Source organism: Bacillus sp. IT-79MI2, from assembly GCF_949768135.1.
Lineage (GTDB): Bacteria > Bacillota > Bacilli > Bacillales > Bacillaceae_G > Bacillus_A > Bacillus_A pseudomycoides.
The window spans coordinates 123,635-138,030 of the sequence record NZ_CATKPV010000095.1 but is presented as its reverse complement, the minus strand read 5'-3'; the positions used below and the strand labels follow the sequence as shown (position 1 = coordinate 138,030).

Sequence of the window (14,396 nt, the reverse complement as noted above, 5' to 3'; positions counted from 1 at the left end):
TGTACTATTAATTTTCATGTTAAACTAACAAAATAGAATTTTTGATTTTGTTTTTTAACCTTTGATCATGATGTATTATATAAACAATTCGTGCATGAAATATCCAAAAGAAGCTTTCAAATAAAACATCAAAGAAAAGCGTAAAAAGGAGGATACAATGGAGAAATATTTTGAAGAAGCACACCGTTTCTGTTCTCAGAATAGAATTTACTAAAAAAAGACACTATGTGTGGTTGTTTTTATTGTTTAGAAATTTTCATCCCAAGTAAAATTAATGAATGGTGGGATGATGATACAGCAGTTTGCCCCTATTGTGGTATTGACTTTATTATAGAAGAGGGTTCTGGATTTAAAATCATTGAAACCTTTTTAAAAGAAATGCGCCAAAGATGCTTTGAATAATTAAATTTATTCTCCTCATTACACAAACCATAACGTGAAATTTTAATCAGTGGTGGACTTTTTCCCTCACTGATTATCAGCTCTCACCAATCAGACTTTTACGGGCAGCTGATCCCCACCTAACTTCTTTTCTTTCACTGAATTTTGAAGTGAAGTCTTAATACCCATTAATAAGGGGTACAGTGAAACTTTAATCGGCGGGGTTCTTCATCCCTTACTAATTGTATTATTATCGTCTAACAGAGACTTAAAACAAAAAAGCTACCTCATGGCAGCTTTTTTGTTTTAGAAGTGTTTAGAAACTAATTCTACTAACGCTTCTTTTGGTTTGTATCCTAACGCTTGGTCAACCACTTTACCATCTTTTAATACGAAAAGAGATGGAATGCTCATTACTTCAAAACTGCGAGCTGTTTCTTGGTTTTCATCAACGTCTACTTTTACTACTTTTACTTTATCGCTTAATTCTGCATCGATCTCCTCTAATACAGGAGCGATCATTTTACAAGGACCACACCATGGTGCCCAGAAATCTAATAATACAATCCCTTCGCTTGTTTCAGCTGCGAAGTTTTGGTCAGTTGCGTTTACAATTGCCATTTTATTTCCTCCTTCAAGTATATTCTACCAAAAGTATATCATTAAGTTATATACGTGGCGAATATTATGTATCGTTATGTATTGTAACAAAAAAATGTTCCTTTATACTATACAAAAATATAAAGTCTATGCTAAAAAACGAGAGGCAGGGGACCTCTCGTTTTTCTATATATAGGGGTATTTCACTTGAAACTCAAGGGTTACTCAAATTAAGAATGTACTTTTAACTTTTTAAACTCTTCTGTTAATAAAGGAACCACTTCGAATAAATCGCCAACAATACCATAGTCAGCTACTTTGAAGATACTTGCTTCTGGATCTTTATTAATTGCAACGATTACTTTTGAGTTAGACATACCAGCTAAATGCTGAATTGCGCCAGAAATACCGCATGCAATATATAAGTCTGGCGTAACAACTTTACCTGTTTGTCCAATTTGTAATGAGTAATCGCAATACTCTGCGTCACAAGCACCACGTGATGCACCAACAGCACCACCTAATACATCTGCTAATTCTTTTAACGGTTTAAAACCGTCTTCACTTTTCACTCCGCGTCCACCAGCAATAATAACTTTCGCTTCTGAAAGGTCTACACCTTCTGCTGTTTTACGCACAACATCTTGAATGATTGTACGTAAATCTTTTACATCAACTGTAATAGAAGATACATCACCTGTACGCGCTTCATCTTTTTCAAGTGGCGTAATGTTATTTGGACGAACTGTCGCAAATAGAATGCCATCTGTTACAACCTTCTTCTCAAACGCTTTACCAGAATAAATTGGGCGTGTGAAGACAACATTTCCACCTGCAACTTCTAATGCAGTTACATCAGAAACAAGGCCAGCTTCAAGCTTAGCAGCTAACTTTGGTGATAAATCTTTACCGAGTGCTGTATGTCCAAAGACAATACCTTTTGGCTTCTCTTCACCATACACAGCTAAAAATGCTTGTGCATAACCATCGGATGTATATGATTTTAATTTATCATTTTCAACTGTCACAACGCGATCTGCACCGTAATGAATCAATTCATTTGCAAAAGATGCAACGCTCTCTCCAACTAGAAGGCCAACCACTTCACCGCCTTCTGCGATTGTTTTCGCTGCTGCTACTGCTTCAAAAGAAACGTTACGTAGTGATCCGTCACGAACTTCACCCATTACTAATACTTTACGAGCCATAGATTTTCCCTCCTGCATATATAATTTCGTATTTTATTAGATTACTTTCGCTTCTGTATGGAGCAACGATACAAGTTCTTTTACTTGATCTTGCAGCTCGCCTTGTAACACTTTTCCTGCATCTTTCTTAGGAGGTAAATAGATTTCGATTGTTTTTGTTTTTGCTTCCACATCATCTTCCTCTAAATCTAAATCATCTAATTCTAGTTCTTCAAGCGGTTTTTTCTTCGCTTTCATAATACCTGGAAGCGATGGATAACGCGGTTCATTTAAACCTTGTTGCGCTGTTACTAAAAGTGGTAGTGATGCTTCAATCACTTCAGTATCACCTTCGACATCGCGCTCAATTTTCACGCTTGTGCCATTAATTTCAAGCTTCGTAATTGTTGTTACATATGGAATATTTAGCGCTTCCGCTACGCGTGGTCCAACTTGTCCAGACGCACCATCAATCGCTACGTTTCCACCTAAAATTAAATCTACTTCTTTATCTTTTAAATATTCAGCAAGCACTTTCGCTGTTGTAAATTGGTCACCATTCTCAACATCATCTTCAATATTGATTAATACCGCTTTATCACAGCCCATCGCTAGCGCAGTGCGAAGTTCTTTTTCACTATCTTCTCCGCCAACTGTTACAACCGTAATTTCACCGCCTTGTGCGTCTCTTACTTGAATTGCTTCTTCAATCGCATATTCATCGTAAGGGTTGATGATGAATTCCGCTTCGCCATCATAAATTGCACCGTTTTTAATTACGATTTTCTCTTCTGTATCAAATGTTCGTTTCATGAGTACGTAGATGTTCATTCCATTTACCCCCTTGTTTTTCAGAAAGATTCTATCAATTTTAATATTCCGTTAATTTATATTAAAAAAATAATTTGAACTACCTGCCACTAAATGAAGGTTTGCGTTTTTCTAAGAATGCCGCTACACCTTCTCTTCCATCTTCACTCGTAAACACTTCACCAAATATTTGTGCCTCACGCTGTACACCTTCATAATAATGAGATGATTTTGTTGTTTGTAATAGCTCTAACACAGCACGAGTTGTCGCTGGGCTTTTGCCAGCAATTTGTTTTGCGATTTTGAGAGTCTCTTCTAAAAGTATTTCTTCTGAGAACACGCCGTTAACAAGTCCCCATTCTAATGCCTGTGCACCTGTAATTGGTGTACTTGTTAGCATCATTTCACAAGCCTTCGCTTTACCAACATAGCGTGGCAAACGCTGTGTACCTGCAAAGCCAGGAATAAGTCCAAGCGTTAGCTCTGGTAAACCAAGCTTTGCACTTTCAGTTGCAAAGCGCATGTGGCAAGACATAGCGAATTCAAGGCCACCGCCAAGTGCCGCTCCATGAATTGCCGCAATGATTGGTTTTGAGCACTTTTCAACACGCTCAAACGTAACTTGTCCAAGCTGTGCTAACTCTGTTGCTTGTTTCGCTTCCTCAACAGAAGTAAACTCTTTAATATCTGCTCCTGCTGAAAAGAAGCGGCCTTCACCATGAAGAACAACAACGCGGATATTTTCATCCTTTTCGACTTGATCAATTAGCTCAGTAACGTCATGCATAACTTGTGAAGACATCGCATTAGCTGGTGGATGATTTAACGTTGCCACCGCAATATGGTCTTCTACTGTTACAGATAGGAATTTCAACATGATCCCTCCCATTATTGACGATAACCACAAGCTGAAATAAGCAGCCCATGTACCGTTTTTGAAAGTGCGACCAAATCATATTTATGATCGCTCATTACCCAATTGGTCACAACTTCATCTACTGTTCCGAAGATCATTTGTCTTGCTACGCGAACATTTAAATCCGCTTGGAATTCTCCTTGTCTTATACCTGTTTCCAAAATCTCATCGATGACTTGTAAGTATCCTTTTAATACTTCATTTATTTTGAGGCGTAACTCTTGGTTGGATTGACGAAGCTCTAGTTGCGTGACAATAGCAAGAGGATCATTTTGTGACAACAGCAAGAAGTGCGTTTCTACCAACATAAATAACTTCGCTACAGCGCTTTCAATTCCTGCTGTTTTTTGGCGAATTTTTTCTATAAATTCTCCCATCTTCTCTTGGAATAAGGATATTAATATATCTTCTTTATTTTTAAAATATAAATAAATAGTTCCATCAGCAACACCAGCTTGCTTTGCAATTTTAGAAACTTGCGCTTGATGGTATCCATTTTCTGCAATCACAATAACCGCAGCATCAATAATTTGGTTATATTTTGGTCGATTTTTTTTCACTTTACTGTCCCCTTCAAGAAGATGACTGAATGAGTGGTCATTCATATTTCATATAATACTGACTATTTAAAAAAATGTCAATCCTATATCCTATATTTTCAAAAAGAAAGGGCCTTTAGCCCGTCTTCTCATCCTCTTTCTTCTTCTGTTCTTCATCTATAAGGACACGGCGTAAAATCTTCCCTACTGTTGTTTTTGGTAACTCGCTCCGAAACTCATATACTTTTGGGACTTTATAAGCAGCCAAATATTTACGAGCAAATTGATCTAACTCTTCTTCAGAACAAACTTCTCCTTCTTTTAGCACAACAAAAGCTTTCACAGTCTCACCGCGATACGGATCTGGAACACCAATCGTAACCACTTCCTGCACTTTTTCATGCTCATATAATACTTCTTCCACTTCGCGCGGATAAACATTGAATCCGCTGGCAACAATCATGTCTTTCTTGCGATCTTTCACATAGAAAAAACCCTCTTCATCCATATACCCAATATCACCTGTGTGTAACCACCCGTCCTGTAATACCGCTGCTGTTTCCTCAGGCTTATTCCAGTATCCTTTCATCACTTGCGGGCCCTTCACTACAATTTCACCAATCTCACCGGGTGGCAAATATTCTCCTGTTTCAAGTGACATAATGCGTGCATCTGTATCTGGCCACGGAACACCAATACTTCCCGGCACACGTTTTTTCCATAAGAAATTGCCGTGTGTAACTGGAGATGATTCTGTGAGTCCATATCCTTCTACCAGCTTACCGCCTGTAATCTTTTCAAATTTCTCTTGTACCTCTACTGGAAGTGGGGCAGAGCCACTAATACAAGCCCGAATCGAAGAAATATCATATTCCCGAAGTAGAGGACTATTTAAAAGGGCAATATAAATTGTTGGAGCTCCCGGAAATAGTGTAACTTTATGTTTTTTAATCGCTTCAAACACCATTTTCATATCAAACTTCGGAACCAGTACCATTTTATACCCTTGCATAATAGCCAAATTCATTACAGCAGTCATTCCATACACATGAAAAAATGGAAGAACACCGAGAATGACTTCCTCTCCCTCTGTACAGTTATATAGCCAATGCACACCCATCAGTGTATTCGATACAAGGTTTTTGTGTGTTAACATAACTCCTTTCGGAAAACCTGTCGTACCTCCAGTATATTGTAAGAGTGCTAAATCATTTTCAGGGTCACACGGCACTTCTACCATTTCATCACTTTCTTTTTCTACCGATTTCCAAACATGAATCGTATCACTTTCCGTTACTGTTACAACCAGGTTGCTTTGCTTCTTTTGTACAACTGGATAGAGTAAATTTTTTGGAAATGGCAAAAAGTCAGCAATGCGGGTTACAATAACGTGCTCCACCTTTGTAGCAGATTGAACATTGGTGACTTTCGGAAAAACTAGGTCAACACAAAGAATAACTTTCGCCCCGGAATCATGGAGCTGATATTCTAACTCCCTCTCTGTATAAAGGGGATTTGTTTGTACCACTATACCACCTACAAGTAACGTACCATAATATCCAATCACAGCTTGCGGACAATTTGGTAACATAATCGCAACTCGGTCACCTTTTTTCACACCAAGCCTTTTAAGGTAATTTGCAAATTGTATCACCTTACGATCTAACACTGCAAATGTAATATCTTTCCCTAAAAAATGAAGCGCTTTCTTTTCTGGGTACCGAGAAGACATCTGCTGTAAATATACATGGAGCGGCCGCATATCATTAGAAATTGTATGTGGAATTTCCTTTGGATAATTTTGTAACCAAGGTTTCTCCATTCCCATTCCTCCTTCCTGTTCTTACACAAATAAAATGAATGTCCATTCATGATGATTATTTTCATTATATTATAGTCATAACAGTGTTACAATCATAATATTCTGACTCTTACACAACTATTCATTTATAATCTCACCCTATATGTACTAGCCCTCCTACAAGATCTTTTGCATCTATTCTAATTGTATAGGGGAGCCAAGATGTACATTCTAATATTTATTACATACAGCTTTTTTCTCTTTCGGCTTATATTTTTTGTCTTGATTGTATAATCTAAATTCAGTTGATCTATCTAATGTATGAAAAAGGAAGGCTTCCTCATCATTTAGAAGCCTTCCCCCTTTTATGCACTATTTTTTATTTTTCTCTTCTCGCACCAAATCAATTACTACCTCTTTACCATCCACATCTTTTAGTAGTACTTTAAACTGTTGGATATTATCAAAGGAAAAACCTCCTCCTTTCACGAATTTACCCTATGAATGTAACCATAGGGGGGATAACATGTATCAAACAATTGAAGGCTTTTTAAAAACGTGGAAATACGAGGCTGATTCTACGCAAAAGGTATTGGATGCATTAACGGATGAATCGCTGACTCAAGAGATTGCACCTGGTCATTGGACTTTAGGTAGAGTTGCTTGGCATATCGTCACCGCGATTCCAGTAATGCTGTCAGGGACAGGTTTACAGTTTGAGGAGGAAACAAAAGATTCTCCTGTACCAACTTCCGCAAAGACGATTGCAGAAAATTACCGTAAAGTAAACACAGCTTTTGTTGAAGCAATTCAAACGCAGTGGACCGATCAAGATTTAACAACAATTAACGATTTCTTTGGACGTCCCATGCCGAATTCTATATTTTTAATGACTCTCATTAACCATCAAAACCATCACCGCGGTCAAATGACTGTTTTAATGCGCCAAGCTGGCTTGAAAGTTCCGGGTATTTATGGACCTACAAAAGAAGAATGGGATGCTACTGGTATGGAAGCTCCGAAAATGTAGCAGTATGTTATAATGCTAAATAAGACAAGGAGACTAAATACCTTGTCTTTTTCTGTAACTTGTTTCATGTGAAACTATTTTCTATACAACGATTACTTTATTATCGAGTATAAAGGACCGAACCGCTTTGACATTTCTCCAGAAGTTCAGGAGTATTTAAGTCAACATTCTAAAATTACAAAGTAATACGGCTAAAACATAGAAGTAAAAAAGAGCTAGCGTCATGCTAACTCTTTTTTACTTCTTTTGGTCACGCTGCTATATCTTCGTTCTCAATATTTTTAATCCCATAATAAGCAATTATAATCCCAATAGCTGCAAGCGCGAATTGAAGCGGGAGAAAGGTCGCTGGTGAAAACTCTGGTTGATTTTGACATGCAATCGCCACAACAACTAAGGAAGAGAGAATTGTTGTTGGTACAGAATATTTACGCATACCAAAGTATAACGGAATTAAACTTGTTCCTGCAGCTGCAATGGCAAAAGGAACCACTTTTATACTTTCTTGAATCAACGCATCTATCGTTATTGTATTCGGAATAACTAACATATAGCTATTTAACATAAAGAAAACACTTACTACAAAAATGTTAGATAATACAACTGTTATAAAGGTTAGCATTGCTGTAATTAATAACTTACTAGCGATGATTTTTTTTCGATTAATCGGATACGAAAACATGAGCAATATTGTTCTGTTTTTATATTCTTCAATTACTAATTTTGCAATTAATACTCCTGCAAAGACAATAAATGTTCCTCTCACCATTGTACTAGCCATTAAAAGCATCATTTGAGAATTTCTTAGTTCTAAACCTCCTTCAATTTGTGACACATAGCCTACAAAAAACAAAAGCGCAACCATCAATATATTTGCGATAATCGTACCCTTCACATACCACCCAAGCTTAAATTTCTTCATTTCTAGCTTCATGAGTTGCAGCATTTCATTCCCTCCCTAGTTCATCTATGTTTATTTAACAAATCGATTCGATCTTTCTTACTGGCATATAAGCAACAAGTAGGTCAATACAAACTAATATAATTGGAATAACGATAAAACTTAGCAATTAATCATGTATTTTAAAAACATTCTAATTCCAGTTATAATGACGCTTACTATCCCTATTGCCATTAAAAGCAAAAAAACCTTCTGCTTTGGATTTCTGTAATATAAGATTCCTCCTATTAAAAGTGCTATAAACCCACCGACTATATTAAGTACCAGTAAATCCATAACCATTCCTCCCTAATTGCATTTATTATTCTGAACACTGTTGCTATTCCTATCAAAACAGCACTTAGTATAGAGTAAATCACTGGCATTCTCATACGTATTGATTCATGAGTAAATCCAAGAAAATCAAAGTTATGAATTTATATTTATAGTTCCTTTTTTGCTTAAGAGCTCTAGTGTATTTAATGCATCACCAATCGTGCCTTCTTTTGATTTTTCCGTATTCGTTTTTTTGTTAAATCCATTTAAATTCACTGCTATATCAGATGAATTACTGTTAGCAGTAAGCTTTAATGAAGTAGGAATTTCTTTATAAGACACCTCAATATCTCCTGACTTTGTTTCTACAAGTAATGTTTTTCCTTCTTTTATATCTTTAATTGATACTTCACCATCTGTTGAAGTGATTTTCATATTATTGCCGTTCACATTTGTCATATAGCTATCACCAGTAGTAGAAGATACGAATAGTTCTTTTAATGAACTATCTTTTAAACTTAGTTCCCCAGTTTTTGATGTAAACATACCTTTTTCTGCTGATAGTCCTACGATCTTTTCAGAACCAGAGACGTTTGAAAATACAATATTTTTAGTCGTTATATCATTCATTTTTATATCACCAGAGCTATTATTCAATTTAATCGTACCTACTCCATTTTTGGGGATGGAAATATAAATAGTACCGTTCTTTCCAAAACTGAATCCTCCCCAAAAACCTTCCTTTTTCTCTTTCTGACTAACTACAATTTTCTCCCCATCATTTTTAATTGTTACAGGATCATTTTTCTTATCTTTTTGTTTTCCTTCAACTGTGATTGTTATTTTTTTTGATTCCGTATTTTTGAATTCAACATCCCAATCTTCGTTATTTATTTCTATTTCTTCCACACTATCTACTGCAAAGGAGATTTCTTTTTCAAAACTCTTTGTCCCTACTTCTTTGAGACTAAAAGCTACTCCAACAATTACAATCATTAAAATAGAAGCTAATATAATTTTCTTCACTCTTTATTCCCCAGTTCATTTTAAATCTACGCATTATTCATGATCTTATCTTTATTTAAGCCACATCCATTTTGTCAACTTTATGATACGAAAGATAGCCAATTGTAAGACCTAATAGACAAAATGCAATTGGTACTACAATGAAGTCAAACAAACTAATCTGTAATTCCCCATTAGAAACAGTTGAATTAATCAATAGTCCAATTAATATAGATGACGTAATCGTTGTAGGAGTTGACTTTTTTCTCATACCAAAATATAAGGGAACTAAGCTGATTCCAGCCATCATAAATGCGCTAAGAAAAGTAGCTGGAATGGTAGCAATGATTTGATCCATAGTAACAGGTGTTTCAAAGAATCCTATCATTGGATTTAAGAAGAAAGTTAACACATTGATCATAAAAGTAGTAACAATTATGCTGCAAAAACAAAATCCAAAAACAATTGCTAACTTTGCTTGCATGATTTTTTTTCGTTGTAATGGATAGGTAAATAATAATTGCATTGTTTTACTCCTGTATTCATCAATGACTAAACGTGATAAAATGACAGCTGAAAAAATGATAAATGTTACTCTAATAAAAATATTCGCTAAAGACATAAATCCCGCATAATCCGTAAACATTAAATCACTATCAACTTTAGAACCCCATGCCATAAGACCAACTGCGGCAAAGATTGCTACAATACAAATTGCGACTCCTCTAAAGTAACCAGATAAGTGATGTTTTCTCCATTCTAGCTTCATTAGTTTAAACATGTTAACTGCCTCCATTAATATGATTTAAGACGTATTTTTCTAGATTCACCTTATTGAAACAAATCTACCTGTTCGATTTTTCTTATTGCCATATAAGCAATCAACAGACCAACACAAGCTAATGTAATGGGAATTACGATAAAATCAAAAACCGAAATTTCCCCATTCAAACTAGCAGTAACTAAACATACGATAATAATTGCGGATACGAATGTTGTCCGAACTGAATACTTTTTCATTCCGAAGTAAAGTGGGATTAAACTAATTCCTGTTGTCGCTAATGCATTTACAAATAATTTGACCGCGTTCTCGGCTAAAATAGATATCATTAATGGTTCAGTAATAACTGGATAATATATATTCACAACATAAACGAAACTAAATATGATAATTTCTGAAATGATAATTGCGCATAAAGTAAACAAAATAACGATAAGCATTTTTGCTGCCATCATTTTTTTACGATTAATCGGGTACATGAACATAACCGTCATCGTCTTATTTTGAAACTCTTGAATAATAAATTTGGCAATTAAACTTGCTCCAAAAATCATAAATGCCGCTCGTGGAAAACGATCAATCAATTGAAATGCACTATCATAACTATTCACTTCTCCATCAAGCATAATTAATGAAATAAGTATAGAAATAATAAAAGTTGCAAGGAATGCCCCTCTAATAACCGGCCACAACTTAAATTTCATAAGCTCAAGTCTCATTAAATTAAGCATGGATCCCCTCTCCATTCACGAGATTCAAGAAATATTCTTCTAATGAACTATGCTTTTTGTTTATACTTTCAATTTCTACGTCATTCATGATGAGCGCTTTAGAAATCGCTTGCTGCGTCGCTGTCACTTCATACACGCGAATCATACTCTCACTCATAATTTTGTAGTTTGTTATACGTAGTTTATTTTCTAAAACATAAGCTGCTCGTTTCACATCTTGAACTTGAATTTCAATATACTCTGTTTGCTTACCATTAATACTTTTCATAGAAACTTCTTTTATTAATTTTCCATTTTGAATGACCCCAATTGTATCTGCCATCTGCTCCATTTCACCTAAAATATGACTAGAAACTAATAGAGTAATTCCATATTCTTTGCAAAGCATTTTAAATAAGTCGCGCAGTTCTCTAATACCGATTGGATCTAAACCGTTGATTGGTTCGTCTAAAATTAATAGCTCCGGTTTTGTCAAAATTGCTCTGGCAATTCCTAACCTTTGCTTCATCCCCAGTGAAAAATCTTTTACTTTTTTATTCTCCACGTTGTGTAAATTGACAAGATCTAATGCATGCTCAATCTCCTTCTTGTCGTAATAACCCATATATTCACAATGTAAATATAAATTTTCTTTAGCTGTTAATTTGTCATAAAAGATTGGATATTCAATAATTGTTCCCATTCGTTTTAACACGTCATAAGATGTATCGGTTAATTTCTCACCGAAAATTTCAATATCCCCACTCGTTGGTTTTATTAAATTGGTAATCATCTTCATAATCGTTGTTTTACCAGCACCATTCGGTCCTAAAAAGCCATAGATTTCTCCTTTTTTCACATGCATATTAACCCCAGAAATCACTTCTTTCCCCTCAAATACTTTTGTTAACTGATTTGTTTTTAATACATAGGACATATCATTTTCCCCTTTCGCTTTCACTTCATACTTCCCCCGCATTAACGGGCAGTAAGATTTCCCTAACTCGAAGGAAGATAAAACTGCCCGTAAATGCCCGATTGGTTCAACTAACCATCAGTGGGGGATAAAGCCTCCCCACTGATGGAAGTTTCACTTTATATCATAGACAATGAAAGTCTCTTTTTTCTTACCCATTCCTTACAAATTCCTTACGTTCAAAAAAAGCTTGTAGAATACTCTTTTCTACAAGCTAAAACTCTATTTTTTTCAGCATAATTGTAAATATTGTTTTCTCATACGGCGTACTGGAAAGATGAATTTCTCCGCCTAAAGCTTCTACCAATCGTTTTGTAATCGTAAGCCCAAGGCCGCTTCCTTGATACAATCGGTTCCTTGAATCCTCTAGCGTATACATGCGTTCAAATACTTTATCAATATGAGATTCATCAATTCCTTTCCCGCGGTCCCATACCTCAACATACACGCACCTATCATCTTCTCTTAATGTAATACCGAGTGTTTTTCCGCCATATCCATACGCAATCGCATTGGATATTAAATTATTTAACACCCTACCTAGTACTTCTGCATTTCCAAGTGCATACACATTCTTCTCAGGTATATCAATATGCACCTCAAACCCTTTCGTCGTCAATAAATCATAAAAGGATAAAATCTTTTCTCGGCACACTTCATTCATGTTTACCTTTGTCATTTCGATTGCTTTATCTCCAGACTCTAACTTTGCCAAATCAAAGAATTTATGAATGAGTTCCATGACTTCGAGTGTTTTCAAATGTACCTTTTCTAGCAATGCTTGTTGTTCCTCTTTATTCATCGTTTTATCTGTATTTAACATTTCTGTATATCCAAGAATAACAGTGAGCGGTGTTTTTAAGTCATGTGAAATGTTAGAAAGCATCTTTCTCATCGAAATTTCAACCTTCGCATGATCAGCATTCGTTTTTTGTTTCGCATCTAATAAATGATTAATTGCTACTAATAATTTTTGCAGTTCTTTATCATCCGTCACAACTAATAATTTCTCACCTGTTTGCTGCTTTACAATATCCTGTAACTTTTCATATGTATAGCGTACATTTGCACTTTTACTTTTCTGTATTCTATATTGAAAATAAATAACACCTAATAATATGAAGATAACGATCGTTAAAAGAGAGATCATACTACATCACTTCCAACTTATAGCCAATGCCCCATAATGTTTTAATATATTCTGGATTAGAAGGATCATCTTCAATCTTCTCACGCAACCGTCTCATGTGAACATTAATCACGTTATCATCACCATAATATTCTTCATTCCAAATCAGGTTATAGATTTGTGCTTTTGTAAATACACGATTTTGATTCTTCACAAATAGTTTTAAAATCTCAAATTCTTTCAAAGTCAGTTTTAGCTGTTTTTCTTTTTTTTGCACAGTGAAATTGATCAGATCAATTTTTAAATCACCAATCTCAATCGTTTCTTCTTTCTGCTCCGTGGCTGAATACTTTGTAGATCTTCGAATGCTTGCCTTTACCCGAGCTGCCAGTTCAATCATAGAAAATGGTTTACAGATGTAGTCATCTGCTCCAAGTCCTAAACCGACCGCCTTATCCACATCCGTATCTTTTGCGGACATCATTAAAATCGGCACAGCACTTTTTTCGCGAATGATTCTCACAACTTCTAATCCGTCTAGCTTTGGCATCATGATATCGAGAATGATTAAATCAAATGAGCCTTTTAGAAATGTGAGAACTCCTTCTTCTCCATCGGATGCAATTGTTATTTGAAAGCCCTCTTTGATTAAATATTTCTCGACCATTTCTTGAATCGCGCTATCATCTTCCACGAGTAAAATATGATGTGACATGCTTCTATCCCCTTTTTTTACAAACATTAACAATTTAATTGTAACTGAAGTCGATAAAGGTGAAAAGAATTATATGAAAATTCAATCCGACTTCATTTCTTTTCATAACAATGTTATGATGGAACTCACAACTATTGTTTACAATTAACCTAATATAAAGGAGTTTTACCATGTCAGAAAATAAAAAAGTAAGCTTAGCTGATTTAATGCGCGAACAACTTGCAAAGAAAAAGCAAGGAAATGGAAACGGATCAAATACTGCAAATCAAAGTCAAGCAACGAAAAAATTACAAAATCAACAAACAAAGAAAACAAACAACCAACGTAGACGTACAGGTGTGTAAATGAACGGGCAAAAACGAGCTAACATTTCACCAGGTCTTGAAGTTGACATTGTCTTAAAGAAAGATCAACGTACTGGCACACTCACTCGAGGGATTGTAAAAGATATTTTGACAAATTCATCGTCTCATCCACACGGCATTAAAGTGCGCTTACAAGACGGACAAGTTGGCAGAGTGCAGCATATTGTTCAATAGGAAAAGGAGCTCATTTTGAAATTGAGCTCCTTTTCTTATATCGTTTTTTATCTGTAAGTCG

At 35.5% G+C, this 14,396-nt stretch carries 17 protein-coding genes and 2 pseudogenes; 5 read left to right on the top strand and 14 right to left on the bottom strand.

Annotated features, from left to right (window positions below; translation table 11 throughout):
* Positions 1-157: 157 nt before the first annotated feature.
* Positions 158-402 (top strand): annotated as a pseudogene (locus tag ACM6HU_RS23705) (cytoplasmic protein).
* Between the two features lie 285 nt (positions 403-687).
* On the opposite strand, the gene trxA reads toward ACM6HU_RS23705, so the two are convergent.
* From trxA to ACM6HU_RS23675, 6 genes are all read right to left on the bottom strand, one after another.
* Positions 688-1,002, bottom strand: a complete 315-nt coding sequence (trxA, locus tag ACM6HU_RS23700; RefSeq protein ID WP_016116533.1) for a thioredoxin — start codon at positions 1,000-1,002, stop codon at positions 688-690.
* A gap of 209 nt (positions 1,003-1,211) precedes the next feature.
* Entirely contained in the window at positions 1,212-2,189 is a 978-nt protein-coding gene (gene etfA / locus ACM6HU_RS23695) for an electron transfer flavoprotein subunit alpha (protein WP_016116534.1), read from the bottom strand.
* A gap of 36 nt (positions 2,190-2,225) precedes the next feature.
* Positions 2,226-2,999: an electron transfer flavoprotein subunit beta gene (etfB, locus tag ACM6HU_RS23690; protein WP_016116535.1), complete on the bottom strand. Its 774-nt coding sequence runs from the start codon at positions 2,997-2,999 to the stop codon at positions 2,226-2,228.
* A 79-nt stretch (positions 3,000-3,078) separates the two neighbouring features.
* Positions 3,079-3,855: an enoyl-CoA hydratase gene (locus ACM6HU_RS23685; protein WP_016116536.1), complete on the bottom strand. Its 777-nt coding sequence runs from the start codon at positions 3,853-3,855 to the stop codon at positions 3,079-3,081.
* Between the two features lie 11 nt (positions 3,856-3,866).
* Positions 3,867-4,499 (bottom strand): TetR/AcrR family transcriptional regulator, encoded by a 633-nt coding sequence (locus ACM6HU_RS23680; RefSeq protein WP_003200685.1) that lies wholly within the window; start codon positions 4,497-4,499, stop codon positions 3,867-3,869.
* A 70-nt stretch (positions 4,500-4,569) separates the two neighbouring features.
* Positions 4,570-6,255: a long-chain-fatty-acid--CoA ligase gene (locus tag ACM6HU_RS23675; protein ID WP_140385986.1), complete on the bottom strand. Its 1,686-nt coding sequence runs from the start codon at positions 6,253-6,255 to the stop codon at positions 4,570-4,572.
* 505 nt (positions 6,256-6,760) lie between these two features.
* On the opposite strand from ACM6HU_RS23675, the gene ACM6HU_RS23670 reads away from it, so the two are divergent.
* Together ACM6HU_RS23670 and ACM6HU_RS23665 are read left to right on the top strand one after the other, a co-directional pair.
* Positions 6,761-7,264 (top strand): DinB family protein, encoded by a 504-nt coding sequence (locus tag ACM6HU_RS23670; RefSeq protein WP_016116538.1) that lies wholly within the window; start codon positions 6,761-6,763, stop codon positions 7,262-7,264.
* A gap of 96 nt (positions 7,265-7,360) precedes the next feature.
* Positions 7,361-7,450: pseudogene (locus ACM6HU_RS23665) on the top strand (spore coat protein C); the annotation flags it as partial.
* 64 nt (positions 7,451-7,514) lie between these two features.
* Here the strand turns inward: ACM6HU_RS23665 and ACM6HU_RS23660 are convergent.
* From ACM6HU_RS23660 to ACM6HU_RS23625, 8 genes are all read right to left on the bottom strand, one after another.
* Positions 7,515-8,210 carry an ABC transporter permease gene (locus tag ACM6HU_RS23660; protein WP_016116539.1) on the bottom strand — a complete coding sequence of 232 codons (696 nt, stop codon included), beginning with the start codon at positions 8,208-8,210 and terminating at the stop codon, positions 7,515-7,517.
* A gap of 117 nt (positions 8,211-8,327) precedes the next feature.
* On the bottom strand, positions 8,328-8,501 hold the full coding sequence (locus tag ACM6HU_RS23655; protein WP_016116540.1) for a hypothetical protein: 174 nt from the start codon (positions 8,499-8,501) through the stop codon (positions 8,328-8,330).
* Positions 8,502-8,633: 132 nt separating this feature from the next.
* Positions 8,634-9,506 carry a DUF4097 family beta strand repeat-containing protein gene (locus tag ACM6HU_RS23650; RefSeq protein WP_016116541.1) on the bottom strand — a complete coding sequence of 291 codons (873 nt, stop codon included), beginning with the start codon at positions 9,504-9,506 and terminating at the stop codon, positions 8,634-8,636.
* 55 nt (positions 9,507-9,561) lie between these two features.
* The gene (locus ACM6HU_RS23645; RefSeq protein ID WP_016116542.1) at positions 9,562-10,266 is read right to left on the bottom strand and encodes an ABC transporter permease; all 705 of its coding nucleotides are present in this window, start codon (positions 10,264-10,266) and stop codon (positions 9,562-9,564) included.
* A gap of 50 nt (positions 10,267-10,316) precedes the next feature.
* A complete protein-coding gene (locus tag ACM6HU_RS23640; RefSeq protein ID WP_016116543.1) occupies positions 10,317-10,997 on the bottom strand; it encodes an ABC transporter permease in 681 nt (226 codons plus the stop codon).
* Positions 10,990-11,913, bottom strand: a complete 924-nt coding sequence (locus ACM6HU_RS23635) for an ABC transporter ATP-binding protein (RefSeq protein WP_033671547.1) — start codon at positions 11,911-11,913, stop codon at positions 10,990-10,992. The genes ACM6HU_RS23640 and ACM6HU_RS23635 overlap by 8 nt, the downstream gene beginning before the upstream one ends.
* A 253-nt stretch (positions 11,914-12,166) precedes the next feature.
* The gene (locus tag ACM6HU_RS23630; RefSeq protein ID WP_016116545.1) at positions 12,167-13,102 is read right to left on the bottom strand and encodes a sensor histidine kinase; all 936 of its coding nucleotides are present in this window, start codon (positions 13,100-13,102) and stop codon (positions 12,167-12,169) included.
* Between the two features lies 1 nt (position 13,103).
* Positions 13,104-13,796: a response regulator transcription factor gene (locus ACM6HU_RS23625; RefSeq protein ID WP_016116546.1), complete on the bottom strand. Its 693-nt coding sequence runs from the start codon at positions 13,794-13,796 to the stop codon at positions 13,104-13,106.
* 170 nt (positions 13,797-13,966) lie between these two features.
* On the opposite strand from ACM6HU_RS23625, the gene ACM6HU_RS23620 reads away from it, so the two are divergent.
* Positions 13,967-14,140: a hypothetical protein gene (locus ACM6HU_RS23620; protein ID WP_016116547.1), complete on the top strand. Its 174-nt coding sequence runs from the start codon at positions 13,967-13,969 to the stop codon at positions 14,138-14,140.
* A complete protein-coding gene (locus tag ACM6HU_RS23615; protein ID WP_016116548.1) occupies positions 14,141-14,335 on the top strand; it encodes a YwbE family protein in 195 nt (64 codons plus the stop codon).
* The last annotated feature ends 61 nt before the right edge of the window (positions 14,336-14,396 follow it).

Coding starts and splice junctions, on each gene's coding strand:
- trxA (WP_016116533.1), bottom strand. CDS start 1,002: ATGGCAATTGTAAACGCAACTGACCAAAACTTCGCAGCTGAAACAAGC.
- etfA (WP_016116534.1), bottom strand. CDS start 2,189: ATGGCTCGTAAAGTATTAGTAATGGGTGAAGTTCGTGACGGATCACTA.
- etfB (WP_016116535.1), bottom strand. CDS start 2,999: ATGAACATCTACGTACTCATGAAACGAACATTTGATACAGAAGAGAAA.
- ACM6HU_RS23685 (WP_016116536.1), bottom strand. CDS start 3,855: ATGTTGAAATTCCTATCTGTAACAGTAGAAGACCATATTGCGGTGGCA.
- ACM6HU_RS23680 (WP_003200685.1), bottom strand. CDS start 4,499: ATGAATGACCACTCATTCAGTCATCTTCTTGAAGGGGACAGTAAAGTG.
- ACM6HU_RS23675 (WP_140385986.1), bottom strand. CDS start 6,255: ATGGAGAAACCTTGGTTACAAAATTATCCAAAGGAAATTCCACATACA.
- ACM6HU_RS23670 (WP_016116538.1), top strand. CDS start 6,761: ATGTATCAAACAATTGAAGGCTTTTTAAAAACGTGGAAATACGAGGCT.
- ACM6HU_RS23660 (WP_016116539.1), bottom strand. CDS start 8,210: ATGCTGCAACTCATGAAGCTAGAAATGAAGAAATTTAAGCTTGGGTGG.
- ACM6HU_RS23655 (WP_016116540.1), bottom strand. CDS start 8,501: ATGGATTTACTGGTACTTAATATAGTCGGTGGGTTTATAGCACTTTTA.
- ACM6HU_RS23645 (WP_016116542.1), bottom strand. CDS start 10,266: ATGTTTAAACTAATGAAGCTAGAATGGAGAAAACATCACTTATCTGGT.
- ACM6HU_RS23640 (WP_016116543.1), bottom strand. CDS start 10,997: ATGCTTAATTTAATGAGACTTGAGCTTATGAAATTTAAGTTGTGGCCG.
- ACM6HU_RS23635 (WP_033671547.1), bottom strand. CDS start 11,913: ATGTCCTATGTATTAAAAACAAATCAGTTAACAAAAGTATTTGAGGGG.
- ACM6HU_RS23630 (WP_016116545.1), bottom strand. CDS start 13,102: ATGATCTCTCTTTTAACGATCGTTATCTTCATATTATTAGGTGTTATT.
- ACM6HU_RS23625 (WP_016116546.1), bottom strand. CDS start 13,796: ATGTCACATCATATTTTACTCGTGGAAGATGATAGCGCGATTCAAGAA.
- ACM6HU_RS23620 (WP_016116547.1), top strand. CDS start 13,967: ATGTCAGAAAATAAAAAAGTAAGCTTAGCTGATTTAATGCGCGAACAA.
- ACM6HU_RS23615 (WP_016116548.1), top strand. CDS start 14,141: ATGAACGGGCAAAAACGAGCTAACATTTCACCAGGTCTTGAAGTTGAC.